Below are 25,294 nucleotides of genomic sequence, written 5' to 3' on the forward strand. Positions count from 1 at the left end.
CAGATATAAAAAACAATCTTATCTGTTACTTACGTGCATACGCCCATGCCAAAGCCTTGAGCATGGTAACAGGTTTACCCGATAAATGAGTAACATCATCAATAATGATATGCTTAAAAACAAGATTTTCATAATGACGGCTTTCCAATAACGCCACCAATTGTTTGTTAGGCACAACCTGTCCCGGAGTTTCCAATCCGCCCACTTCCATAAATACATTTACGGGCAGGCTTTTATGTTTGGCTGCATATTGCTTTTCAGTTTCAAATACAGCTCCGTTACCATAACCCAATGCAGGACTGCCTATCAGGATATTTTTAAACAGCGTGGGCTTTTCAAACAAGGTGTAAGTAGCAAATAAGCCCCCCATTGAATATCCATAAAGCGTACGGTTTGTAGGGTCTGCCTTTAAACCGGCATCTATCGCTGGGATCAATTCCTTCTCAATAAAAGCAAGGAATGCCGGCGCACCACCGCTTTCGGCCACATTGGGAAATGCAACCGGTGTGAAATCACGGTTACGTTTGTTGCCGGGCGTACCAATCAGGCCGCCATCGCCAATGGCCACCAATATAGGTTCAGGAATATGATATTCGGCCATCAATAGTCCCAAATACTCCAGCGACGGTGAAAAGTCGTTATCACCATCAACCACATACAATACCGGAAATTTTTGTTTGGCGGTATCATAGCCTGCCGGGTAATGAATATAAATATCATAATCATTACCGGCCAGTTCGGAGTGCATTTGCCGGTGTTCGGAGTTGGGGATAGTAACCGGCTTAACCTGCTGCGCAAAACCATGCGTCCCCAACAAATCAAGCAATAGCAGTAACAGGGTTAAAGCTTTAAGGATTTTCATATCGATGAGATTACAAAAACGGATCGATCAGTTTAATAGATCCATCAGCATTATGCTGTAGTTCGGTTACCTTCACGTTGCGCAGGTGTGTTTTGCCCGATAGTTGGGTATCATGATAAAATATATACCATTTACCTTTTATCTCGATAATGGAGTGATGCGTTGTCCAGCCTTCCACCGGTTTCATAAATATGCCCTTATAAGTAAATGGCCCAAACGGACTATCACCTATCGCATAGCAAAGCAAATGCGTATCGCCGGTTGAATAAGTGAAGTAATATTTACCATTGTATTTATGCATCCATGAACCTTCAAAAAAGCGACGGTCGTGATCTTTGGTCAACAGCGGCTTGCCCAGGCTATCTAAAATAACCCCGTCTTTTACTGCACCATCAAAAGTTTTCATGTCGGGTTTTAACAGGGCTACTTTACAGCTTATCGCCGGGGCATCTTCCTGTTTTGAATCGGTTTTTGAGCCGTCTGCCTCGTATTTACCGGATATCCAGCGTTGAAGCTGACCACCCCAGATCCCACCGAAATACATGTAGGTTTTACCATCGGTATCCGTAAAAACGGCAGGGTCAATACTGTAACTTCCTGCTATTGGTTCAGGTTCGGCTTTGAACGGGCCAACCGGGCTTGCAGCAGTCGCCACACCAATATGGAATACATCTTTTTTATCCTTTACCGGAAAATACAGGTAATAAGTACCGTTTTTAAAAGCTGCATCAGGCGCCCACAGCTGCCGACCAGCCCAGGGGATATCCTTGATATCAAGTGCCACACCATTATCTGTAACCTTGCCGCCAATACTATCCATCGACAGGATGTGATAATCTTTCATGGCAAAATGGTCGCCGTTATCATTTTCGGGGATGCCCGCATCGATATCATGCGAGGGATAGATATAAATTTTGCCGTTAAATACATGGGCCGATGGGTCCGCTGTGTAAATGGAACTGATGAGCGGCTCGGAAAGATATTTTACTTTTTTGCCGGTATCTGTTTTTGTACTATCGCCTGCATTAGCTGTCTTTTTTGTTGATGAGTCACATGCACTCAAAATGCATAAGGATGCAAAAAGTGCGGGGACTAATTTTGCTGTGGTAAATTGCTTGTTCATTGACGTTTGGTTTATGGTAGTGATTAATTGGTCATGTAGTTATTGCCTCCTATGCCCGGCACATAATAAAACTTCATTTTTTTATAATAGTCCAGCGGGTGCTGCGGCTTAGGGTAGATAGCCGGGACAGGCATTTTTGAAAATGTTTGGAAATATAAAACACAGGCATCGCGCCAGGTTGTAGCCTCATTTAACTGAACCTGCATTAATTGTTTTACCTCTGTAAAGCGTTCGGCATCTATCCTGCCCTGCATTTTATCCCAGGTAAGCCCCATTTGCTTAACAAAATCAGACCCTACATAGTAATGATGAACGAGCTCATCCCACAATGATCTGCCCGAGCGCATTTTATAGGTCCAGCTTAAATGGTGAAACCACAGCAGGTATTCGTTAGGGCAGGTTTGCAAGTTTCCCCAGTGTGTTTTAACTTCAGGTGCATATTGCGAGAGTGCATCGCTACCCGTGCCTGTACGGTCAAAGCCTATCCCAGCCGAATCGGCTTTATGGTAATAAGTGGCATTCCAATCAGAACGACCGGCATTATCTACCCAGGGACCAGGGCCATAGTGCGTTGACACCCCCATAATATGGTGCAGCCCGAGCGGGGTCATATAATTAACTGTGTTTTCCCTCGATTGCAGCATGAAGTTTTTTACCTGCGATACAAAGCTTTCGTCATTAGTAAAAGTCATCTTGAGCCAGTCGCCTGCAATTAGCGCCGGGGATTGATCAGGGTTCCAGGCCATGCGGCCGAATGCATACCAGTTGGCCTGTGCAAAGGGATGCCCGCACCAGTTTAAATCAGTGCCGATGTTGGCTACGCCCGCCATGCCGGTTATCAGTTTTTTATTGAAATCACCTTTAATTACCCGTGCAACCGTTGAACCTTTGCCTCGTGTATAAGTATCTGATTGCAGGCATTCGGCAAACAAAGGCGCTTCATAAACCAGGTGCGTTGAAAAACCGAGATATTCCTGTGTTAACTGGAACTCCATCATCAGTGGGGTATTGGGCATAGCACCAAACAATGGGTGAAATGGCTCCCTTGGCTGAAAATCTATCGGACCATTTTTTACCTGGATGATTACATTATCCCTAAACTTTCCATCAAAAGGTTTAAATTCATTATAGGCCTGTTTGAACCTATCGTCGGGTACCTTATTATCATAAACAAAGGCACGCCACATCACTATGCCATGATGAGGAGCTAAAACATCGGCCAGCATATTTGCTCCATCGGCATGGGTACGGCCATAGCTTTGCGGACCGGGTTGTCCCTCCGAATTAGCCTTCACCAAAAAGCCTCCAAAATCGGGGATGTAACTATAGATTTCATCAGCCTTATCGGCCCACCATTTTTTTACCGCGGGATCAAGCGGATCAGCAGTTTTTAAGCCTCCCAGCTCAACCGGGCTGCTGAATTTTACCGACAGGTAAATCCTGATACCATATGTTCTGAATACATTGGCCAAAGCCTGCACCTTTAACAAATATTGGGGCGAAAGGATCAGTGCATCGGCATTTACATTATTGACAACCGAGCCATTGATCCCGACCGAGGCATTAGCCCTTGCATAATCAATATAACGCTGGTCAACCACACCTGGCAGCTTGTGCCAGTTCCAGATGGATGAGCCCGCATAGCCCCGCTCCACTGTACGGTTCAGGTTATCCCAATGATCCAGTACCCGGTACATCATCCTTGGGTGGTCTGAAAGATCCAGTTTATTAATAGATTGATTGGTTTGGATCAGCTTTAAAAAATTAAAAACACCGTACATAACCCCTGCATCGGTATTGGCCGTTATGATGATACATTTCTTTTGATTGACAAGGGCAGTTTTGATAAGATACCCTTCGCTGCCGATGCTATCGGGGGCAGTTATCGAAAGAGCCTTTAGTGATCGCGGCGTACCTATTATAATAGTTTGCCCATTGGTTATGCTTTTAGTATCTCGTGGCTTTAGGGCCAGCATTCCATCAAGGCCAGTTAAGAGCTCGGTCCTTGCAGCTTTAAGCTGGCCAGACTGTGCCGGGAAGATCATGTTTTGCAACTGTTGCCTGTAAATGTTTGCCAGTTGCTTATTGCTCACCTTATTATATTCAAGCCATAATTTATAGCCATTATCTGCATAAACTTTATTTATCGCCGCCATGAAAAGCAGCACCAGTAAACACACGTTCTTTAATGGATATTTGGCCATGGCGTTATTAATTCCAGTTTTATAAACCTGTAGGCGTTTATAAAAACACATAATTGATCTGTTGAAAAATTCATGAATGAAACGGGTAAATCCCGCTTCGTTTAGTATGGTTTATAAAGTTTTAACTTTATGCAATCGATTGCAAGGTAAAAACTTTTATGGCTTTTAGCAATAGGAATTTAATTATTGATCCTTATTTAAGCTACCTTATTTATTGCAGCTATTGTTCATCGTACAGTATGCGTTTAATCCCCATCTCCAATCCGCGTAACTCGGCCAGGCTCTTTAACCTGCCAGTTACCGAATAGCCGGGATAGGTATCATAATTAAAGTCATCAAGTAGTTTATGCCCGTGATCAGGCCGCATGGGGATAGCTATATCGCTCCGGCCTGCATTTTTACGGGCTATCTGTTCATTGATAATGGCTTTCATCACGGCATACATATCAACGCTGCCTGTTAAATGATCGGCTTCATAAAAACTGCCATCCGACTGCCGGGCCACGTTGCGCAGGTGTAAAAAGTGGATCTTATCACCCAGGCGATTTATAATTTCAGGAAGATCATTTTTGCCCGATGCACCTAACGACCCGGTACAAAGCGTGATACCATTGGCAATGGAAGGATAACTATTTACAATATCAGTAAGATCATTTAAGGACGATGCTACTCGGGGTAGTCCCAGGATAGGAAACGGGGGATCATCAGGATGGATACACATTTTGATACCCAGTTTTTCGGCATATGGAATTATCGCCCGTAAAAAATAAAACAGATTTTCCTTTAATGCTTGCGCGTTTACCTCACTGTATTTGTTAAGGTGTTCTTTAAACTCCGCAATGGTAAAAACCTCGTCTGTACCAGGTAAGCCGGCCAATATTGTATTGGTTAACAGCGTTCTGTCTTCGTCACTCAGCCCATCGAGGTAATGCTTTGCGGCTGTCTGTTGTTCGGTGGTAAATTCGTTAAAGGCATTCTCCCGTTCTAAAATATACAAGTCAAAGGCTGCTAAAGCCGAAGCGTTGTAAAGCAATGCAGAAGCACCGTTTGCTAACCGATAATCAAGATGCGTGCGGGTCCAGTCCAATACGGGCATAAAGTTGTAACACACCGTAAAGATTTCCTCCTGCGCTAAATTTTGCAGTGTTTGAATATAATTATCAATATACTGGTCACGTTCCGCACTACCAATTTTGATACTTTCATGAATATTCACACTCTCTACAACCGCCCAGTTAAAGCCCGCACTTTCAATTACCGCTTTCCGCTGCCTGATTGCTTCACTGTTCCAAACATCCCCGCAAGGTATATGATGAAGCGCGGTAACTATCCCGCTTGCTCCCGTTTGTTTTATTGCACTTAAAATTACCGGGTCGCCGGGGCCAAACCACCTGAAAGTTTGTTTTAAATCTGGTACCATATTATTTAAAAACGAATTGCTATCAACGCGATAAATTTATGCAATCGATTGCATAAATTTTAAATAATGTGTAATAATTTTATACTTTTATCCCTGAACAATCTGGCTGCGGTTATTACCGAACATGCAACATCGTTTATATATTTTAGATTAACTATATGCCGGACAGCGGAAAAGAGATAACCATATATGACATTGCCGAAAAATTAAAGGTTTCGGCAGCTACGGTTAGCCGTGCGCTCAAAGATCACCCGCGGGTTAATAAAAATACCAAAAAGAAGATTATCAAGGCAGCCGAAGAAATGGGTTACCGCTCCAATTCGTTCGCCAGCAATTTACGCCGTAAAAACAGCAACATCATCGGCGTTATTGTGCCGCGGCTCAACAGCAGTTTCATGTCGGACGTTATTGCAGGCATCGAAAAAGTGGTGAACGACAATAACTACAACCTCATCATCAGCCAGTCGTTAGAAACGATGAAGAAAGAGATCAGCAACGCCAGGGCCATGTTGAATAACCGGGTTGACGGCCTGTTGGTTTCATTAGCTTATGATACCACCGGCATTGAGCATTTTGAACCTTTTATCAAACGCAATATCCCGGTGCTTTTCTTCGACAGGATTTTTGAGCACGAGCAGTATCCGCAAATCTATATCGATAACTTCAAAGCCGCTTATGAGGTAACTAAGCACCTGCTTGAACAGGGCTGCAAACGGATAATACATATTACCGGGAATCAATTGCGCAATGTTTACGCCGAACGCCTGCGCGGGTATAAAAAAGCTCTTGAAGAACACCAAATTGATTTTGATGGGCAATTGGTGATCATCAACGACCTGAGCGCTAAAGAAGCTGCGGTAGCGGCAGAAACCATTTTACAAATGGATCCGCTGCCCGATGGCATATTTACAGTTAATGATGTCAGTGCCGTTAGCTGTATACAAGTACTGAAAAAGGCAGGCATCAAAATTCCCGAACAGATAGCAGTTGCGGGCTTCAATAATGACCCGGCGGCCTGTGTGATTGAGCCCAATCTCACTACAGTAAATTATAAAGGCTATGAAATGGGTGAGGTTGCCGCCAATATGCTTATCAATCATTTGGCAAACAGGCAGGATCTGCAACAAACGCATAGCCTCATCCTCAGATCGGAATTGATAATACGTGAATCCTCCAGAAGAAAATAACTTAAAAAATCCATGAACTCAAAGACCAAACTTGCTATCGTAACCGGCGGTGCCTCGGGCCTTGGCCTTGCTACCACCAAAAAATTCACAGAGCAAGGCATCAAAACCATTATCATAGGCCGCGACGAGGCAAAACTTATTGCGGCAGTAACACAGCTTGGCGATCTTTGCAGTTACAGGCAATATGATCTGAGTGATACCACCGGTATACCGCAACTGATAGCAGAAATTGAAGCTGAATTTGGCGCACCTGATATTTTGGTTAATAATGCCGGCATTAACCATAAAAAAGCTTTCGCCGAGGTAACCGATGAAGAGTTCGCCAGAGTGATCCAAACCAATCTTACTTCGGTATTTGCGATAAGCCGCGAGGTAGTAAAAATCATGTTGAAAGCTGGCAGTGGTAGCATAATTAACATCAGTTCGATGGCTGCACAATACGGCATACCGTATGTTATTGCCTATACCGCATCTAAAACCGCCATCGAAGGTATGACAAAAGCGATGGCTACCGAGCTTTCGCCGCAAGGCATCAGGGTTAACTGCGTTGCTCCGGGCTTTATAGCTACAGATATGTCGGCAAAGGCGCTGGATAATGATCCTGCCCGCAAGCAAAAAGTGATGGGCCGTACCCCAATGGGCAAATTAGGTGAACCTGCCGATGTGGCCGAAGCCGTTTATTATTTAGCGACAGATGCCGCCAAATATGTAACCGGGGTTGTTTTACAGGTTGATGGTGGAAATTCGATAGGATTTTAATAAATTCGGCATGACGTGAAGGAGATGTCATTTCCCGTTTCTTTCTTTACCATAATGCATCAGCTTATTAGCCCAGGCGATAAAATATTTTACGTTTGGAGCATCGGTATGCCCCCCATCATGCTGACGCCAGGCGAGCTCGCCATCAAGCAAGCCAGTATTAACCGGCGGCATTTTTTCGGTTTTATAATCGTTTGAAACGCCGAGGTCATTTGCACCAAGCAGTTTAAATACAGAACCCGCAGCCACAGTTGCCATGTAGCTCCCCTGCTGATCGAGCCATTTGGCGTCTCCTTGCCCGGGGATACCATAGCTTATAAAAGTATACCGCGGGGCACACAAGGCAATCAGCTCATGTGCATCTACCGGAAGATCTTTAGCGGTTTTGGCACCAAACACAGCATCCGACGCGCCATATTTCATAAAGTTACCGGCCATCCAGTAGTATTCGCCGCCGGTAAGGCTTTCAACCGCTTCGCCAAAGTTCCGGCGATGCAGCTTGGCCCCTCCCTCACCCGACGAACCTATCAACCCCATGGCAAACCTTTGTTCAAAAGCAAGTGTTACCAGCGCTGCCTTTCCATAGCGGGAAACACCTTCAATACCTACATGTTTGGCGTCAACCGCAGGTTCTGTTTCCAGGTAATCCAACGCGCGTGCCGCTCCCCACGACCAAGCACGTAAAGCTCCCCAATCCTCCGGCTTACGGGGCTGGCCATTGTTCACCAAACCGATGATCCCTTTGGTTAAACCTTCCCCGTTATCCGCCTGGATAGACGACGGATCTATAAGTACATACCCCCATCCATTGGCAATTAGTTGCGTGGCAGTCGGTGGGTCGCCTTTCATCACTGGAAAACCACCGGGACCAAAGGGAGATTGTTCGGCAATGGGGTTATAGGCAGGATATTGCTCAAAAATATTTTTAAACTCGGGATGTTCTTTTAAAAGAAGTTCTTTCAATGCAGCGTTGATTTTTTCCACATCAGCAGCGGGGGGCTGCGCCGGTGCCGGTAGCGCGCTCCGACCAAACATCATCAGTACAGGTACCGGTCCTTTGGCATTTGCGGGGAGCACTAAGGTCATTTCGATATTGACGTTGATAAGCGGATAAGCCGTATTATCAACATGGCCTATCAGTTGTTTGGCAATCACCGGATAAAAGCCAACCCGCTCTTTATCGGTTACTTTAACCGTCCAGGTTACCTTGGGTACATTAGCAGGGATGCGGCCATAAACCTCACGCTCCATATCCTCCACAATTTCGGGGCGGCGCTGTTTCCACCACATTTCAGCTGTAGTTACCTTTTTACCATTCTTTAGCGTAAGGGCGTCAGGCAAATCCGGGTAGGGGTTAGCCAGCGCTTCATCATAATTAGCATGATTAGGGGCCGATTCATCGCCGCTGGGTCCATTACGCAAGGTTTTAATTCCTAACTGCTTCATCATATACTGATGGTCCTGGTCAGCAGTGAAATTTACCGGGGCCGGGGTTTGCGCTTTCGCCGCAATGGCCCATGTGAGTAAGAAAAAGAAGGCAGTACTTTTCATCGCCCCTGGTTTCAAATTAGTTTATGGTTATTGCAGTTTACCGGTTTGGAAAGGTGATGCCGGCAAGCCTTCTTTATTATAAAGGTTCGCGCCATCCGGGTTATCGGCCCAGGCATACCTTACGTAAAGCGGTGCAGGGATTTTATCGCTCCAAACCAACACCTTACCTCCATTAATAATTGCCTTTGCCCAAACAAACTTTTTATCAGCCCCGGCGATGGCAAATTGTGACAGTTCCTCGCCATCAATAGCGACAAGCCCCGCACCTGTATTTTTAAAAGCAATCTCAATCTTATTCCCCTCAATTTTAGCCGATTGGTAAATCGGGCCGGATGGTACTACATTCACATCGCCATAAGCAACATTTTCGGCAGCGCGGGCAAGCCTCTCACCCACTGTTTTTTTATTAAGAGGGTGGATATCATTCCACTCGCCGGCATCAATGGTTACCGCCATACCAGTATTGGGCACTTCAAGGGCCTCAAGCTGACCGGCGCGTAATTGCGCCCAGTCGCTTTCTGTTGGCGAATACTGTACCTCGTTAAAGTTTGGAAGCTGGGCGTAAATAAAGGGAAGATTACCTTGTTGCCAGCGATTCCGCCAGTCGGCAATAAGAGCCTTTAACAAGGTTCCATATTCGGATGCGCGGCTGGAATTACTTTCGCCCTGATACCAAACTATACCTCTAATAGTATAATTGATAGCGGGCGCTACCATGGTGTTGTAAAGCCCGGTAGGTTCATTCTGGGCCGAAAATTCCGGTTTCATCCTAACGGGTTCAAACACCTGCCCAACTTTGTACTGCCAGTCGCCGCGAAGGTCGATGGTATCACCGGCTATTGCCAGGTAGTACCGTTTATCAGGCACAAAACCACCTTTGCCCGATGTATTGGTAATGCGAACCACAATAATATTTTTGCCCGGCTTTAATAAACCGGCGGGTACCGTGTAACGCCTTGGCGGATACTGATAGGTAATGTTCCCCACCTGTTTGCCGTTAACATAGGTTTGATCGGCATCTATTATCCTCCCTAAATACAGTTTGGACGCTTTACCCTGTACCGATGCGGGCAGTGTGATTTCATTCCTGAACCATACCACGCCGTTCAGGCCTTTTACACCCTGATCGGCCCAGTAGCCTGGCAGCCAGAAACGGTGCCAGCTATGTGGCTTGTAGGTGGTATCATACCATGGTTTAACCTCATTTAAGCCTTTATCTGCGTTAAGCGGTTCCACTGGTTCCGGGTGTTTTTTCAACACGCTGTCCATAAATGCCGTATTGCTGAACCGGGCAATCCTGTTATGATATGATTGAATGTTTTTTAAGCCATCGCCGCTGATCCATGCCTCAATAGGTGTGCCGCCGACGCTTGAGTTAATGATACCGATGGCCACATGATATTTTTGATATAGCTGTTTAGCAAAAAACCATGATGCGGCACCAAAACCTAAAACGGTTACAGAATCGGCCTTAACCCATTTACCAGGTAACAGATCCGAATGTTGCCTGGTTACGTCAGATTCCGTTTTAACAAAAAAATTCCTGATCTGCGGATAATTGGCTTTTGCTATTTCATCAGGATATTTTTCCTTAACCCGCTCCATAGGCAAAACCATATTCGATTGCCCCGAACAAAACCATACATCGCCAATTAAAATGTCCCGGATAGTAGTACGATTATTACCAGTGATTTCCATAGTATACGGCCCCCCGGCCTTCATTGGCTGAAGGGCAATTTTCCAGGAACCGCTTTCGCCGGTAACTGTACGGTATGTTTTATGCTGAAAATTAACGGCGATCTTTTCGCCTGCATCGGCCCATCCCCAGATCTTTACTTTGGCATCGCGCTGTAATACCATGCCATCCGCAACCAATTGCGGCAGGCGCACTATTCCATAACACGGTAATATCAAACAAGCGAGCAGCGCGACAAGTATTAGCTTCACCGACCCCATAACTCCGAAATATTTATTGATGGTTTATTTGACTAAGTAACAAATAAAAAAAGATTTGTGCAATCGATTGCACAAATCTTTTTTATTTTAATTCCTGATTAGTCAGCAAACGATCATAAATGTGCTCATAGTCCTGCAATGCAGTAGCAATGAACATTTTTTTGTTTAAAATCGCATTTATCAAAACCGGCAGATGGCTAAAACAAGAAATATCAAACCAGAGCAAAAGATTTCGTTCAGAGAGCGCTTGTCTGCATTAAGCAATCTCCCGGATTTTTTCAGGCTGGTGTGGCAAAGCAGTCCGGGTAAAACAACAGCAAGCTTTTTGTTACGTATTATGCGTTCAGCCATGCCGGTTGCCTTGTTGTATGTAGGTAAGCTGATCATCGACCAGGTGGTATTGCTAAACCGCCACGGCGGAAGCCAGCATGAATTATGGAAACTGGTTATCATTGAATTTTTGCTGGCTGTGGCAACCGACGGCCTAAACCGGATGATCAGCCTGATGGACAACCTGCTGGGTGATCTTTTTGCCAACTATACCTCCATGCGCATTATGCGCCATGCGGCCATGCTCGACCTGGAACAGTTTGAAGATTCGGTATTTTATGATAAGTTGGAGCGGGCCAGGCAGCAAACCGTTGGGCGTACTGTGCTTTTATCACAGGTGATGAGCCAGATCCAGGATTTTATATCCATGGCTTTCCTGCTTACTGGCTTACTGACTTTGAACCCATGGCTGATCCTCTTGCTGCTTATTTCTATCATCCCTTCGTTTCTGGGCGAAAGCTATTTTAATAGCCAAAATTACGCACTTACGAGGAGCCAAACCCCTGAAAGACGAGAGCTTGATTATGTACGCTACCTTGGTGCGAGCGATGAAACGGCTAAAGAAGTTAAAATCTTCGGCCTGTCTGATTTTATTATTAACCGTTTTAAAACCTTATCAGATAAATTTTATGCCGATAACAGCAAACTGGCTGTGAGGCGTTCGGCCTGGGGTACCTTCTTTTCTGTTTTAGGCAGTGTTGGCTACTATGCCGCGTATGGTTTTATTATTTATCAAACTGTTACGGGCAAGTCTTCTGTAGGTACGCTTACTTTCCTGGCCGGTTCATTCCGGCAATTGAGCAGCCTGATGGAAAATTCGCTGAACCGGTTTACATCAGTTTCACAGGGTGCTATCTACCTCAACGATTTCCATGAGTTTTTTGAGATCAAACCAAAGATCAAAGTTGCTGCTTCTCCTTTACCATTTCCAAACCCAATAAAGCAAGGGTTTACTTTTGAGGATGTGGGATTTAAATATAACAATGCCGAATCATGGGCCAACAGGCACCTGAACTTCACCCTGCACCCCGGCGAAAAGATTGCGCTGGTAGGCGAGAACGGAGCAGGCAAGACTACGCTTGTAAAACTACTGGCCCGCTTATATGACCCAACAGAAGGGCGCATCCTGCTGGATGGTGCAGATTTGAGGGATTATGACCTCACGGACCTCCGGTTAAACCTGGGCATTATTTTCCAGGATTATATTCGTTACCAGATGAGCTTTTCGCAGAATATTGCGGTAGGAAACATTGATGAGCAGGACAATACCGAACTAATCCGTAAAGCTGCCCGGGAGAGCCTTGCAGACGCGCTTGCGGCCAAACTTCCGCTGGGATACGAACAATGGCTGGGTAGGCGGTTTAACGAGGGTGTTGAATTATCGGGTGGCGAATGGCAGAAAGTTGCATTGGCAAGGGCCTATATGAAAGATGCACAGGTGCTCATCCTTGACGAGCCTACTGCAGCGCTTGATGCCCGGGCCGAGTATGAGGTATTCCAGCGTTTTTCGTCCTTAACCCAGGGTAAATCGGCTGTGCTTATTTCCCACCGGTTTTCAACAGCAAGGCTCGCTGACAGGATCATCGTATTGGAAAAGGGCAAAATCCTTGAGGCTGGCACACATCAGGAACTAATGGCAAACAATGGCCGTTACGCCGAGTTATTTAGCTTGCAGGCTGCGGGATATCAGTAAGGGATGATATTTAAGCAAACATCCTTTGGGCTTTGAAGAAGAAATGACAAAAGATGGCCCGTCACCCTGAGCTTGTCGAAGGGTCGCGCGCAGAGGCCAGCCCACCATGCTTCGAGGGCCTACCCATGACACCCTTTTTAAGTTGTCATGAGAGATGAAAGCACCATCTTCGCCCTGTATAGCAACTCCACTTATCGAAAAACCCTTTCGCCACCGCTCATAACAACCATGCTTATATCTACAACTTCCTTTGCCCGCTCATTTTAGCAACAACCAGGTTGCCCACTTTATTTCCCTGAATAATACCATTGTCAATAGCATCCATAAAATGAATACCACCCCAAAACCTTGAAATAGCAGCTTCTTTGGCAGCCTGTTTAAACGAGTTGAAATGCCTTGGCGGGATGCCATAATTTACTTCCACATCATCGGTATATTTAAACTTATCGCCCAGGTAATGCGTGAGGATAACCGCAGCCGTTGTTGAAACCACCGAATGCCCGCTGATATATTCCGGAAACGGAGGGGTTTGCAACAAGGGTTTCCAATGCGGGTCTATATACCTGCGGATGGCCGTTTCGGGCCTGATGCGGTTGGTGCGGTATTTATCTTCCCAGCAGCAAATAAAACCATCCAGCAGGCCTATGGCTACAGCGGTATTGATCTGCACCGTTTTAGAGAAACCGGTTTTGGCCTGCTTACAGGCAATAGCCGTTATCCCCATCCAGTGTGCTCCCGGCGAAATCTTTTTTAGGCCGATAAGCATGTGCCCGTCATTTTGAACGGCAAAAGGGTTACAATCCCAAAAATTGGCAATATCTTTTTCTTCCTGCTTTAAAGCATTGCCACTTTTGGCGTAGCTCATCTGCAGGTATTTATAAAAAGCTGAGTTTTTATCCGTTGAAAATGGAATGGGCGCATCAGGCACAAATTGTGCGGCCGAATCAAGCGTCATGGGCCGGATAGTGTTAAAATATGGCTCAACCGGCAACATGTAAGCAGGCGGGGTCAGGTCCCAGCTACCGGGTGTTTGCTTAAGCTTATAGCGTGGATAGTTACTTATTTTCCGGTAACCATCGGCCCTGGCATAAGCCAGGATCTGTTTACTGATTGTTTTGGCATAGCTTTTTGAACTGTCGATAACTTCGCTGCTGAAGCCGATGTTTTTGCACGAATCAATAAAGGAAGACTCGTAGCCCAGCATTAAGGTACCCGATGGCAACAGCCTGGCAGATGTTTCAAACATGGCCAGTACCGCGCTTAGCTGATAATTATAACCGGTATTTTGTTTGGGGTGTTTGATATCCGGATATTGATTCAATACACCGCGCATACTATGGGTCTGTTTGTCGTTTTCGGCAACTACCTCATACCCGGCAAGGCAGGTATAAGCAAAAAAACGGGCGGCCAATGGCGGGTTGGTAACGTCATGGATCATTACGCTGGTCATATGGCCAACAACTTTGCTCACGTCCTGGTTGGTTAGTTCGGGTTGCTTTTTCGGGCTGCAGCTTATCATCGCAAATAAGCCACAGGCAGGTATTAGCATTAACAGTTTTTTCATTGCCTTTGTATTATTGCTTGTATGCCTTTAGTTTGCCCTTATCAAGGGCAAACAGTAAAACATTATTTAATGGAAGTACGCTCCTGACATCTCCCCGAATGCTGAAGCCCGATTGCTGCTGGTTTATGTATTGGTAATTACCCCTGCCATCCCCCTTTAGCAATACGCCGTAATTAGCATCATATTTACCGAAACGGATGCGGGCCTTGTTGATGTTGCCGCAAAGCAAAAGATCCTCCTTGCCATCATGATCGTAATCAAATGAAGTAATGGTAAAAACCGGCGAATACTGGGCCTGTAAGGGTAACGTCGCCTGTTTTAATTTTCCTTGTGCATTACTGATAAAACATGCTGTAGCCAGTTCATTGGCTGTCAGTTTTTTTACATCCTTCATTTCTTCGGCAGTAAAAATCTTGTCCATGGTAGCATCGGCATAGCTTTTATAATCGGGGAACCGGCCGCGCATGACACTCATCTGGTCAAGCAATTCATCACGGCTTACAAAGGGGTAACTTTTATGCTGAATGTAAAAACAAAGCATCGGGTCAACGGAGCCGTTATCATCAAAATCTTTATAAAACATTTCCGCAGGCTCGGCGTCGCTTGCTTTACATTGCGTATTTAAACCTACGTTTCCGGCTATAATATCCGGATGGCCGTCACGGTTGATGTCGCTTACCTGTAAACAGTTCCACCAGCCGGTATATTTTTTATCAAAGTATTTTGTTGTGGCATCGGTTAGCTTAGTGCCGCTATTTTCAAAAACCGTGATCGGCATCCATTCGCCGGCCAGCACCAGGTCGGGCTTTTTATCGCCGTTCATATCAACCCAGGCAGCATCGGTCACCATGCCTATATTTTTTAACGCCGGGTTATATTTTGCGGTTTCGTTGGTAAAATGCCCCTTGCCATCATTGATCAAAATATAGCTTTCGGGGGCTTCGGGATATTGCCCCGGGATTACCCTGCCGCCGACAAATAAATCGGGAAAACCATCGCCATTGATATCAGCTGCTTTAACACAGCTTTTACTGCTGATCATTTTGGGCAAAGCGTTGTTTGTCTTGTTAAAATTTCCTTTGCCATCATTGAGATAAAGCCTGTCCTGCAATAAGACATCATCCGGTTTATAATCGGCATAGCCGCCGGAGGCTACATACAGGTCGGGCTTACCATCGCCATTGGCATCAAAAAATAAAGCGGCGGCATCGGTACTGTTTTTATCGGCTTCAAAGGCGGGTACAGCTTTGCTGATAAATTTCCCATCCTTTTGCTGCAGGTACAAAACACCGGCTTTGCCATCATGCGCGCCGGTGTAAATATCCTCAAGCCCATCGCCATTTGCATCGCCTTTGGTAAGGATGGAACCCGAAAACGATATGGAGTTAACCATTAACGGCTGCCTTTTAAAATCATTGGTGGTATTATCGCTTTCGGTGCCTGCGATAGGGGCAGGCACCTCTTTAAATATTGGATTGATCTGTTCTCGTACAGGACTTGCGCCAGTGGCATCCTTTTCATTTAAAACAAGCTGTTTATCGGTTTTTACTTTTTTAAGAACCTGTGATTTACCGCTTTGCCAGGTAATCCTTAATGAATCTACCTGCTTATCTTTTCCCAATCCAAAGTGCAGTACTGTTGACACGGTTGACTGGTAACCACGGTTTGGCATTTGCTCCAGGTACTGCGTTTTATTGCCCGAATAAATGCTGACCTTAGCTCCAATACCCTGGGTATTGGCCCCATTGCCATTTAATTTTATCGATAAATAATGGTTGTCATTTTGTTTAGCGGCCTGGTTTTCATAAACAAAAGCCGGCTGATTGATATTATTTACCACCAGGTCAAGGTCACCATCATTATCCAGATCGGCATAAGCGGCGCCGTTACTGTTTGATGGCATCGTTATGCCCCATTGCTCGCTTGTATTGGTAAATGTGGTATTACCATTATTTTTAAACAGGTAACTTTTCATTTGCGATGATGGCATCTGGCTTACAATATCCAGGAGGTCCTGCCGCATTACGCGCCTGTCTTTAAGGTTATCGCCCATAAACTTCAGGAAATCCATGTTGGTGTAGTCACGGGTATAACCGTTACTTACAAACAGGTCTTTCCAGCCATCATTATCATAATCGGCAAAAAGGGGCGACCAGCTCCAATCCGTATTGGAGATGCCTGCCAGCTGTCCTATCTCGCTGAACGAGTTATTGCCGTTATTGATCTGCAGCATATTACGCATGTACTGGTAATAAAAGCCTACCCTCAGGTTCAGGTCAAAAGCTTCGTAATTATCAATGCCGAACAGCAGTTTTTGCCGTTTGTTATCTTCGGGAAGCATATCCAGGGTGTAAATATCGGGTTTGCCGTCATTATTAATATCGGCTACATCATTCCCCATAGAGTAAAACGAGCTATGGCCTATTTGTTTCTGGAGCTCATCGGCAAAACTGCCCTTGCCATTATTAATGTACAACCTGTCGGGAATACTATAATCATTGGATACATAGATATCCGGCCATCCATCGCCGTTAATATCGGCGATACCTGCTGCAAGGCCGTATGATAGCGGTGTATTGATAATGCCTGCACCGACGGTAACGTCAGTAAAATGATTATTGTCATTCCGCAGCAGCCTGATCCCCGATTCGTTATCTCTTTTGGCCGACATCTCCTTAACAAAGGCATCATCCATAATACTGATCCGGCCTGGGTTGTGGTTAATTAACAACAGGTCGAGGTCACCGTCCCGGTCATAATCAAAAAAGTATGCCTGTGTACTGAATGATGGAAAATCGAGGCCAAAATCAGCGGTCAGGTCTTTAAACATGGGAACTCCTGCGGCATTGTTCCCCTGGTTTATGAATAATTGGTTAACCCGCTTCCCGGCCCGTACTTTACCCGAATAACATATGTATATATCCAGCTTACCGTCACCGTTAACATCGGCCATGGTTACACCTGTTTTCCAGGGACCGGGCCTGCCTGCTACTCCGGCATCAGCAGTGATATCCTTAAACTGCATATTGCCCTGGTTCAGGTACAATTTATTATCGGTCATATTGCCGGTAAAATAAAGGTCCTGCAGGCCATCGCCGTTTAAGTCCCCAACTGCCACACCGCCGCCATTATAAAAATACTCATACATCAGCACGTTGGTGTTTAAACCTTCGGTTAAGGTATTGGCGAAATCAACATGGGTTTGTTCCGGCTGCAACAGTTTAAACAAGGGTTGTTGTGAGTTGGCAGAGGGTTCATGATTGCATCCTGCAAACAACATCAGAGCGCATACAGCAGGAAACATCAAAAACGATCGTTCTTTTCGCGTTTTAAGCGGGAGGGGGCACCGGAATATCTTCATTTTGGTTTATTGTGGCTACGATAAATAGGCATCGCAAATTTGATGTCAATATAACAATTATTCTACATGCAAAGCATTTTTAGAAAAATCGCTTTAAGAAACTACATATAGTGACTCTGCAAATTGGAATTGCCTGTACTTATCCTATGATAAAGCTAAAAGCGTATCATGATCCTCCTATTCAAGGGGCAGACGGACATGATATTGTTTACTAATACTATCATAAGTAGCCATATGCGCATTAATATTTCCCTGTTTATCAACAAAGGTTTCGCCCCAGCTAAAGGGCTCCCAAATAAAAGTGCCTTTAACTTTATTACCAGGTAACGAAAAAGCTATATCATTTACCTCGCGTTTGCGCTGCGAATATTCCACCACTATAACATCCTGTTTATAACGGGCGGTGAGGTCGGTAAGGTTGTTGCGTAAACTATCCGGTGTGCCATGCCACTCGGGATAATATGATTGGCCAATGATATCGAAATTAACGCCGCGTTTGAGCATGTTATCTACAAAGTATCTTGATTCTGCATTTTGTCCGCCGCAGGCAATATGCAGCATTACCCTGATATTGCTGCTCACGCTTTTGACACAGTTAATGCCAGCCTTTAAAAATCCAGCCAGGGTATCCAGGTTTTTGACACGGCCGTTGGGCCATAAAATGCCGTGGTTAATTTCGTTACCTACCTGCACCATATCGGGCAGCGTGCCCTGCTTTTTTAGGGCCAGCAAGGTAAGCCGGGTAAATGTCTTTATAGAATCCTGCAGTTGCTGGTTGTTGAGCCTTTTCCAGGCGGCGGGTTTGTATTGCTTACCGGGATCGGCCCAGTTATCACTGTAATGAAAATCGAGTAAGAAGCCCATTCCGGCTTCTTTAATACGCAGAGCCATCTTCTTGGTATCTTCCAAACCACAATAGCCTTTTGCCGAGTACCCGCTATCGGCCTTAGGATTATTGAATATACGAAGCCGTACATAGTTAAAGCCATGATCTTTCAAAATGGTGAAGGGGTCCTTGTTTACGCCGTTATCATAAAACTTATGCCCTTCAGCTTCCAACTGGGGGATAAATGAAATATCGGCACCCATGATCTGCTTAAACTTAACCGGAACGTTTTTAGCCGGCGAATATTTGTAGGCAGATAAAGCGCCGGTGCATACCAGGCTAATTGCTGTTAATAGCAGTTTGTTTATTTTAATTTTCATGTACCCCGCTTTGATAATCAAAAATACATAGTATATTAATCATAGCCCTGTAAAGGTTATCGAAATTAACCTACATCAACAAAATTCACACGCACATTATTTAATTTCATATCGTAAAAGGAATTGCCATAAATGGCTCCAAATGCAATTATTATGGATTTCACAGCATATCAGCAGCTATTTTTCGATATTTTGAACAGCCCTAATCCGCCGGCTCCGTACGACAACCCGGATTATTTAAATTATACAAAGCTCAATTGGTCGCGCCAGCAGCGCTGGCTAAAGGTTGGCGTACTGAACCCGGATCTGACAAATGCCATCGAAAAGATCAGTAAACCACAATTATGGACGGTTATTACCGAGGCCTGGTGCGGCGATGCTTCGCATACCATACCATTCCTGCATCGCCTTTCGGAATTGAATCCGCTTATTAAAGTTGATTACCAGCTAAGGGACTCGCCACCGTTTTTGATTGAAAGCTACCTTACCAATGGCACCCGGTCAATCCCCAAGATTATTATTGCAGATGAACACCATCAAGACCTCGGTACCTGGGGCCCCCGGCCGGCTGAGTGCCAGCGATTATACCTTCAAATGGTTAAAGACCATATTGAAATGGGCGAAAAAAAGATAGCATTGCAGAAATGGTATAACGAGGATAAAGGTGAAAGTTTTCAGCTGGAGTTTTTAGATATTATTAATGCAACATTATGATAACAGCAATTCCGGGACAGATGACCTGCCCGGAATTATCATTTACACGAATAGCTTATAACTTCTATTTTACCTTAAGTTCTTTGCCTGCTATATCTTCCCAGCGGTAATAGTGAAAAGTTTTATCGGTACTCATTACCACAAAAATGCCATGCTTAAAGGTATCATTTAAAGGAGTAGCAGTTACGTCACTGCCGTCACTTTGTCTTGCGGCTACGTTGGCTATTTTCAGCAACTTGTGTTCAAAAGGATTTGCTTTGGTGCCTTCCCTGCTGAAGATCTGGAAACGGTTGGCACCCTGGTCAGATACAAGGATATATCCGGTTGTATCCGTAAGCTTATAAATCGAGATCCCTTCGTGGTCGGCATTAAAGCCTGTGGTACCGAATATAGCCAGCTCCTGGTCGCCTTTTTCAGGGTCGGCATAATACTGGCGTACCCCTACCTGTTCGTCTGAATAGTAGATGTACCCTAACTCATTATCAACAGCAATTGATTCAATTTCCTTTTTACCGCTGTATTTGCCAAACTTACGTACCAATGTAGCTTTAACATTGCCTGTGCCATCATCTTCGAGCAAATACTGCCAGATATATCCGCCTGTTTGCGGGCCATTTTTGCGGCCTGCGATGGCATACATTTTTCCATCTTTTGCAGTATAGATGGAGATGCCCATTAAATCGCGGTATTCAAAACCCGTTTCGCCAACAAATGCGTCAATGCCGCCATTATCTACGGGTTTCATGTCAGGCAACGAATAGATCCGCAGTTTATGGGCCATGCGCTCGGTAGTAATAGCAATATCGGTGGGTTTGCCGCCAAGCATCAACCCATAGGCCAGGTCAACATTGTTTGGCCGCTTTAAGCCACGAACAACCTTATCCTTAATAATTTTACCCTGCAGGTCGAACACATAAAGGGCGCCTTCGCTGTTTTTATCAGTGCCGATGACCAGGCTCTGCGCAGGATCAGCCGGATTGATCCATATGGCCGGATCATCAGTATCGTATAACACCGGTTCGGTAACAACTATCGGTTTTATTTCGGGTGCTGTGCTGCCCGGGATGGTAAGCCCTTTCTTGCCTATCTGGCTTTGGCCGCAGGCGGTATTACCTATGGCAATAGCAAGTAGTACAAATGTTAATTTGCTCAGTTTATTCATCTTCTATTATTAATAAAAAAATGATCCTGCAGAAGTATGCAGGATCATTGCCATGAGTTAATTTATTTTGTTCCGAAAGCGCCGATGTAATTAGCCGGGGCAGGAGATACGTAATTTATCCCGTTTACGGTGATACCCGCAGCGTGGTGACGGGTGAAGTTGGTTATACCATGATTTAAAGCAGGAGAACCGCTTTGCAAATGAAAATCCCAGTTTACATCATAAACTGCATTCAGTACCGGGGTAGATTCAGGATAGTTCACAAATTTAGGATCGTTATCGCCTGCTTTTGTGCCTCTGACCTCATTAACACCACCAATAATATCTTTTGATGGCTGGAATTGGTTTACCGTGGTTTGATCATAACCATAATAAAGGTTATTGCTGATCACGGTACGTTTATCTTCGGTTGATTTAGTATCTCGTTTGATACCAAAACGGGTATTAGCAAACAGGTTGTTATAAATATCGGCATGTACATTATTCTCCAGCCAGATAGAACCACCTTTTGCCGACGGCCTGCGCCAGCCGGTATTTATCATGGTGTTATTATAACAGATGATGTAAGCCTGCGGCGTACGGTCGCCTGAGTTCGATAACTTCAGTGCATTGGTATTGGCGCTGTAAACCAGGTTAAAGCCAACATCAGCCAAACAGCCCGATTTAAAGTTCATGGCCTCACCGCCTGTTACCCCTGTGGTATAAAAAGTATTGTTGGCAAAAATGATCTTGCCACCCTCTATATAAGTACAATCTTCCTGAAAGTTGCGGATAGTTGAGTTTACAACAATCAGTTTGCCGTTAACGTTCGAAAACCACAACGCGGGTACATTTTCGCCGGCTACTGCTTTGTAAAGGCCTTGTTTTACCGACGTTGAAGCATCAGAAGTGGTATTACCGCCATACTCCAAAATAGTATGGTCAAGTACCAGCTCGGCGCAGGTTTTAGCTGCAAGGATCCCACCCCACATTTTTCCGAATTTTTTGGCGTCGGTACGATATGCCGGGTTTACGGTTATCCTAACCGGGTTTTCGGCGGTACCTAATGAGTACAGATTCCCTTTTACTATAAATTCAGGTTTAGCAATGGTATCCATCAACACGGTTACCCCCTCTTCAATAGTAAGCGATTTACCTTCGGGAATAATAATATCACCCTTAATGATCTGCGTGCTGCCTTTAGCCCAAACGCCTGATACTTCACCGCTTGCCGATCCATCGTTTGAGCTGGTGTCAACATCAAGGTTGGCTTTCCTGCAACTGCTAAAGGCTATGGCCGATAGCAGCACTGCCGCGAATATTTGTTTTAGTTTCATTATAATGCCTTTTATTTATGGTTGATAAATTATTTTAAAGTTTGTATCGAACACCTATCAGGTAAGTTTGCTTATAGTAGTCGCTGCGGATTAAGGTTTGTCCGTTTGCTACGATGTTATCATCTTTCAGCGTAGCATTTTCAGGGTTGGTACCTTTCAGGAACAACTTAGCTGGGGTATTAAGCAGGTTGCCCGCTTTGATAAATACGCTCAGGTTATTTTTAAAACGTTTTTCGGCTGATGCATCCATCTGGATAAAGCCACGCTGCCAAAGGTCATTATTCACAAACTGCGATACAGTGTTGATGCGCGGACCGGTATAGGCTCCGGCAATTTGTGCATCCCAGCCCTTCTTAGTGTCCTTATATAATAATGACAGGTTGGCGATATGCTCAGACTGACCATATAAAGGCCTGGTTTGATTCACCGTAGTCAAGTGGGTATCACCATTTGCATCGGCGATATAAGTATCTTTGATGGTAGTGATGCGTGAATGGGTATAAGTATAATTAGCTTTTACGCCAAACTTGTTAAAAAACTTAACCAAATCAAGCTCTAATCCATAGTTTTTAGCTGTACCGAAATTGCCCGGAACATAATAAGTATCCTGGCCGCGTGTAGCATCCGCCTGGAAACTATACTCTATCGGGTTCTTAATCTGTTTGTAAAACGCCCCGGCTAAAAACTGCATGCTTGCGTCAGGGAAAAGTTCATATCTTAAATCGTAATTATCTGCAATAGCATGTTTCAGATCGGCATTGCCACGTTCGTCATAGTCCTCACCCGGCCTGGTTCCTGGTATAATCTCGTAAAAACCAGGTCTGTTAATCGATTTGAAATAAGAGGCATGCAGTTGCTGTTTATCGGTTAAAAAGTATTTGAGCGTTAGACTTGGCAATACATCAGTGTATGTTTGATTACCCGTAGGGCGTGATTCACCCTGAGGGAAAAGCATGTGATAACCCTGATTAGTATGCTCAACGCGTGCACCACCAACTACCTGAATAGTTTTTGTAGTAAATTTAAACATACCATAGCCGGCACCTATCTTTTCAGATGCATCATTAGTTAATGAATTGGCAACTGCACCCGCCTGATTTGTAACGTTAAAATTCAGTTGGGTGTAATTCGTAAAATCGGTACCATACAATGCGCCTGGATTGGCGGCAGCAAGGTTATAATTGTTATAGAAGCTGCTGCGCTCTTTATCGCGGTATAAACCACCGGCAGAGAAATCGACATTAACACCGCCAATTGGTGCGGTATAGGTGAGGTCTAAATAACCTGCTTTATCTTCGTCTGTATTGCGTTCCCAGCGGTGGGTAAGCGATGTGCCGTTAGTGAGATAAGTGCGCCTGTCGACAAAGTTTTCGCGTACACCGTTTAGGCTGATGGTGGTATTATTAGGCACTTCGTTTTCGGCTGAAGAATAAACTGCCGACCATTGTACCTTAAGTTTATCGTTAAACAACTTATGATCCCCACGCAGCGTTCCGCTGTAAATTTGTTGCTCGGTAAAACGGCTGCGGGTTGAATAACCTAACTGAGCATTTCCTTTATCCGGGTCGTAATCAGTTGAAAAATTGGTAGATTTTTCGTCGCGGACCTGGATACTGGTTAAGTTAACATAGGTATTAAAAAAGCTCAGTTTATTGCGGCTATCTAACAGGTAATCAATTTTTGAAAATAAGCCGTAACGTTTTTGCTGTTCAGAATATTCCCTGTCATCCCGGCTGGTAACCGCGGCATACTCGGCCGTTGGATTTACTTTAGTGTTGTAGAATACACTGTTGCTACCCCGATAGGTATTTTGATAACTACCGGCTACCAACACGCCTAATTTGTTATTAAAAAAGCGCTGACCTAATGATAAGCTACCAACAAGGTTTGGTGCAGGATGTTTAAGCGAATAATTTAAAGTTCCGGTACCAAAATCGGCCTGCGTTGCCTGGTAAGTTTTACCATTGAGTTCATAAGGCGATTTGTGGTTAATGCTTGAATAATCATAGCTCATAAATTTACGATCCAATAGCAGCTGACTGTAACCGCCCGCGATGTTGGCGTTAATTTCAAAACGCTCAGGAGCATCTTTCATCACCATGTTAACAACACCGCCAACAGCATCACCTTCCAGGTTTGGGGTAAGCGTCTTATAAACCTCCAGCCTTGATAGCAAATCTGAAGGGAAGATATCGAGCGGAACGTAACGGTATTTATTATCGGGACTTGGGATTTTGATGCCGTTTACCAGAGTATAATTATAGCGTTTATCCATACCACGTAAGATGGCATATTGGCCATCGCCGTTGGTGTTACGTTCAACCGATACACCTGATACACGTGAGATAACGTTAGCCACCGTTAAATCGGGAGATACCTCGATAGCCCTGCCCGATACGATGTTCATTACCTGTGTGGCCTGCTGCTCAATTCGGCGGGCTGTCCTTTCGGTTGATCCGTTCTTTTGAGATACAACACTGATTTCCTGTAATTGCTTATTCGACTCCTCGAGGTATATTTTCAGATGTGGGCTGTCTTCTTTAGTTATTTCAACCTGTTGCGTTGCTGTGGTATACAAGATGTAAGATACCCTAACAGTGTAAGAGCCTTTTGGTACGTCCTTTAATTCAAACGAGCCGTCCAGCCCGGTGGTAGTAGCAATCTTCGTTCGGTCGAGGCTCACGGTAGCACCTACCATAGGTTCGCCGGTTTTGCGGTCATAAACATGACCTTTTAACTTTGTTGCGTTAGCGGCGGTAACGCACAAAAGCATGAACAAGAATGTTTGTAAGTATTTTTTCATTTTGCGACGATTAATGCAATTGTGATTTGCTTTTTTGACGGCGCAAAAGTGTTTAAACCCACAATACATCTGCTAAAATATGC

At 44.8% G+C, this 25,294-nt stretch carries 16 protein-coding genes; 4 read left to right on the forward strand and 12 right to left on the reverse strand.

The window, feature by feature from the left end; all coding sequences use genetic code 11:
- Nucleotides 1-25: 25 nt before the first annotated feature.
- From FHW88_RS11485 to uxuA, 4 genes are all read right to left on the reverse strand, one after another.
- On the reverse strand, nucleotides 26-862 hold the full coding sequence (locus FHW88_RS11485; RefSeq protein ID WP_176625501.1) for an alpha/beta hydrolase: 837 nt from the start codon (nucleotides 860-862) through the stop codon (nucleotides 26-28).
- A gap of 10 nt (nucleotides 863-872) precedes the next feature.
- Entirely contained in the window at nucleotides 873-1,985 is a 1,113-nt protein-coding gene (locus FHW88_RS11490; protein ID WP_176625503.1) for a glycoside hydrolase family 43 protein, read from the reverse strand.
- 23 nt (nucleotides 1,986-2,008) lie between these two features.
- Entirely contained in the window at nucleotides 2,009-4,189 is a 2,181-nt protein-coding gene (locus FHW88_RS11495; protein ID WP_176625505.1) for an alpha-glucuronidase family glycosyl hydrolase, read from the reverse strand.
- Between the two features lie 220 nt (nucleotides 4,190-4,409).
- Entirely contained in the window at nucleotides 4,410-5,609 is a 1,200-nt protein-coding gene (gene uxuA / locus FHW88_RS11500) for a mannonate dehydratase (RefSeq protein WP_176625507.1), read from the reverse strand.
- Nucleotides 5,610-5,767: 158 nt separating this feature from the next.
- Here uxuA and FHW88_RS11505 point away from each other — a divergent pair, with 158 nt between their 5' ends.
- Together FHW88_RS11505 and FHW88_RS11510 are read left to right on the forward strand one after the other, a co-directional pair.
- Nucleotides 5,768-6,796 (forward strand): LacI family DNA-binding transcriptional regulator, encoded by a 1,029-nt coding sequence (locus FHW88_RS11505; RefSeq protein ID WP_176625509.1) that lies wholly within the window; start codon nucleotides 5,768-5,770, stop codon nucleotides 6,794-6,796.
- A 12-nt stretch (nucleotides 6,797-6,808) separates the two neighbouring features.
- The gene (locus FHW88_RS11510) at nucleotides 6,809-7,555 is read left to right on the forward strand and encodes an SDR family NAD(P)-dependent oxidoreductase (protein ID WP_176625512.1); all 747 of its coding nucleotides are present in this window, start codon (nucleotides 6,809-6,811) and stop codon (nucleotides 7,553-7,555) included.
- 27 nt (nucleotides 7,556-7,582) lie between these two features.
- On the opposite strand, the gene FHW88_RS11515 is transcribed toward FHW88_RS11510, so the two are convergent.
- Nucleotides 7,583-9,106 (reverse strand): acetylxylan esterase, encoded by a 1,524-nt coding sequence (locus FHW88_RS11515; protein ID WP_176625513.1) that lies wholly within the window; start codon nucleotides 9,104-9,106, stop codon nucleotides 7,583-7,585.
- 27 nt (nucleotides 9,107-9,133) lie between these two features.
- Complete coding sequence (locus tag FHW88_RS11520; protein WP_176625515.1) at nucleotides 9,134-11,062, reverse strand: sialate O-acetylesterase; 1,929 nt, start codon at nucleotides 11,060-11,062, stop codon at nucleotides 9,134-9,136.
- Nucleotides 11,063-11,255: 193 nt separating this feature from the next.
- Between FHW88_RS11520 and FHW88_RS11525 the strand changes: the two genes are divergently transcribed.
- On the forward strand, nucleotides 11,256-13,085 hold the full coding sequence (locus FHW88_RS11525; RefSeq protein ID WP_176625517.1) for an ABC transporter ATP-binding protein: 1,830 nt from the start codon (nucleotides 11,256-11,258) through the stop codon (nucleotides 13,083-13,085).
- A gap of 238 nt (nucleotides 13,086-13,323) precedes the next feature.
- On the opposite strand, the gene FHW88_RS11530 is transcribed toward FHW88_RS11525, so the two are convergent.
- From FHW88_RS11530 to FHW88_RS11540, 3 genes are all read right to left on the reverse strand, one after another.
- The gene (locus FHW88_RS11530) at nucleotides 13,324-14,649 is read right to left on the reverse strand and encodes a vanadium-dependent haloperoxidase (protein ID WP_176625519.1); all 1,326 of its coding nucleotides are present in this window, start codon (nucleotides 14,647-14,649) and stop codon (nucleotides 13,324-13,326) included.
- Between the two features lie 10 nt (nucleotides 14,650-14,659).
- Complete coding sequence (locus tag FHW88_RS11535) at nucleotides 14,660-17,878, reverse strand: VCBS repeat-containing protein (protein WP_218117186.1); 3,219 nt, start codon at nucleotides 17,876-17,878, stop codon at nucleotides 14,660-14,662.
- Nucleotides 17,879-18,187: 309 nt separating this feature from the next.
- On the reverse strand, nucleotides 18,188-19,216 hold the full coding sequence (locus tag FHW88_RS11540; protein ID WP_176625521.1) for an arabinogalactan endo-beta-1,4-galactanase: 1,029 nt from the start codon (nucleotides 19,214-19,216) through the stop codon (nucleotides 18,188-18,190).
- 153 nt (nucleotides 19,217-19,369) lie between these two features.
- On the opposite strand from FHW88_RS11540, the gene FHW88_RS11545 reads away from it, so the two are divergent.
- Nucleotides 19,370-19,930 carry a thioredoxin family protein gene (locus FHW88_RS11545; RefSeq protein WP_176625523.1) on the forward strand — a complete coding sequence of 187 codons (561 nt, stop codon included), beginning with the start codon at nucleotides 19,370-19,372 and terminating at the stop codon, nucleotides 19,928-19,930.
- A gap of 64 nt (nucleotides 19,931-19,994) precedes the next feature.
- Here the strand turns inward: FHW88_RS11545 and FHW88_RS11550 are convergent, their stop codons facing one another.
- The 3 genes from FHW88_RS11550 to FHW88_RS11560 all read right to left on the reverse strand — a co-directional run bounded on the left by FHW88_RS11550 (nucleotide 19,995) and on the right by FHW88_RS11560 (nucleotide 25,211).
- Nucleotides 19,995-21,092, reverse strand: coding sequence for a phytase (locus FHW88_RS11550; protein ID WP_176625525.1), 1,098 nt, complete (start codon nucleotides 21,090-21,092; stop codon nucleotides 19,995-19,997).
- A gap of 62 nt (nucleotides 21,093-21,154) precedes the next feature.
- Nucleotides 21,155-22,408, reverse strand: a complete 1,254-nt coding sequence (locus FHW88_RS11555) for a right-handed parallel beta-helix repeat-containing protein (protein WP_176625527.1) — start codon at nucleotides 22,406-22,408, stop codon at nucleotides 21,155-21,157.
- 34 nt (nucleotides 22,409-22,442) lie between these two features.
- Nucleotides 22,443-25,211, reverse strand: a complete 2,769-nt coding sequence (locus tag FHW88_RS11560) for a TonB-dependent receptor (protein ID WP_176625529.1) — start codon at nucleotides 25,209-25,211, stop codon at nucleotides 22,443-22,445.
- Nucleotides 25,212-25,294: the final 83 nt, after the last annotated feature.

It is taken from the genome of Mucilaginibacter sp. SG538B (genome assembly GCF_013376065.1).
GTDB classification, from domain to species: domain Bacteria; phylum Bacteroidota; class Bacteroidia; order Sphingobacteriales; family Sphingobacteriaceae; genus Mucilaginibacter; species Mucilaginibacter rubeus.

Coding starts and splice junctions, on each gene's coding strand:
- FHW88_RS11485 (WP_176625501.1), bottom strand. CDS start 862: ATGAAAATCCTTAAAGCTTTAACCCTGTTACTGCTATTGCTTGATTTG.
- FHW88_RS11490 (WP_176625503.1), bottom strand. CDS start 1,985: ATGAACAAGCAATTTACCACAGCAAAATTAGTCCCCGCACTTTTTGCA.
- FHW88_RS11495 (WP_176625505.1), bottom strand. CDS start 4,189: ATGGCCAAATATCCATTAAAGAACGTGTGTTTACTGGTGCTGCTTTTC.
- uxuA (WP_176625507.1), bottom strand. CDS start 5,609: ATGGTACCAGATTTAAAACAAACTTTCAGGTGGTTTGGCCCCGGCGAC.
- FHW88_RS11505 (WP_176625509.1), top strand. CDS start 5,768: ATGCCGGACAGCGGAAAAGAGATAACCATATATGACATTGCCGAAAAA.
- FHW88_RS11510 (WP_176625512.1), top strand. CDS start 6,809: ATGAACTCAAAGACCAAACTTGCTATCGTAACCGGCGGTGCCTCGGGC.
- FHW88_RS11515 (WP_176625513.1), bottom strand. CDS start 9,106: ATGAAAAGTACTGCCTTCTTTTTCTTACTCACATGGGCCATTGCGGCG.
- FHW88_RS11520 (WP_176625515.1), bottom strand. CDS start 11,062: ATGGGGTCGGTGAAGCTAATACTTGTCGCGCTGCTCGCTTGTTTGATA.
- FHW88_RS11525 (WP_176625517.1), top strand. CDS start 11,256: ATGGCTAAAACAAGAAATATCAAACCAGAGCAAAAGATTTCGTTCAGA.
- FHW88_RS11530 (WP_176625519.1), bottom strand. CDS start 14,649: ATGAAAAAACTGTTAATGCTAATACCTGCCTGTGGCTTATTTGCGATG.
- FHW88_RS11540 (WP_176625521.1), bottom strand. CDS start 19,216: ATGAAAATTAAAATAAACAAACTGCTATTAACAGCAATTAGCCTGGTA.
- FHW88_RS11545 (WP_176625523.1), top strand. CDS start 19,370: ATGGATTTCACAGCATATCAGCAGCTATTTTTCGATATTTTGAACAGC.
- FHW88_RS11550 (WP_176625525.1), bottom strand. CDS start 21,092: ATGAATAAACTGAGCAAATTAACATTTGTACTACTTGCTATTGCCATA.
- FHW88_RS11555 (WP_176625527.1), bottom strand. CDS start 22,408: ATGAAACTAAAACAAATATTCGCGGCAGTGCTGCTATCGGCCATAGCC.
- FHW88_RS11560 (WP_176625529.1), bottom strand. CDS start 25,211: ATGAAAAAATACTTACAAACATTCTTGTTCATGCTTTTGTGCGTTACC.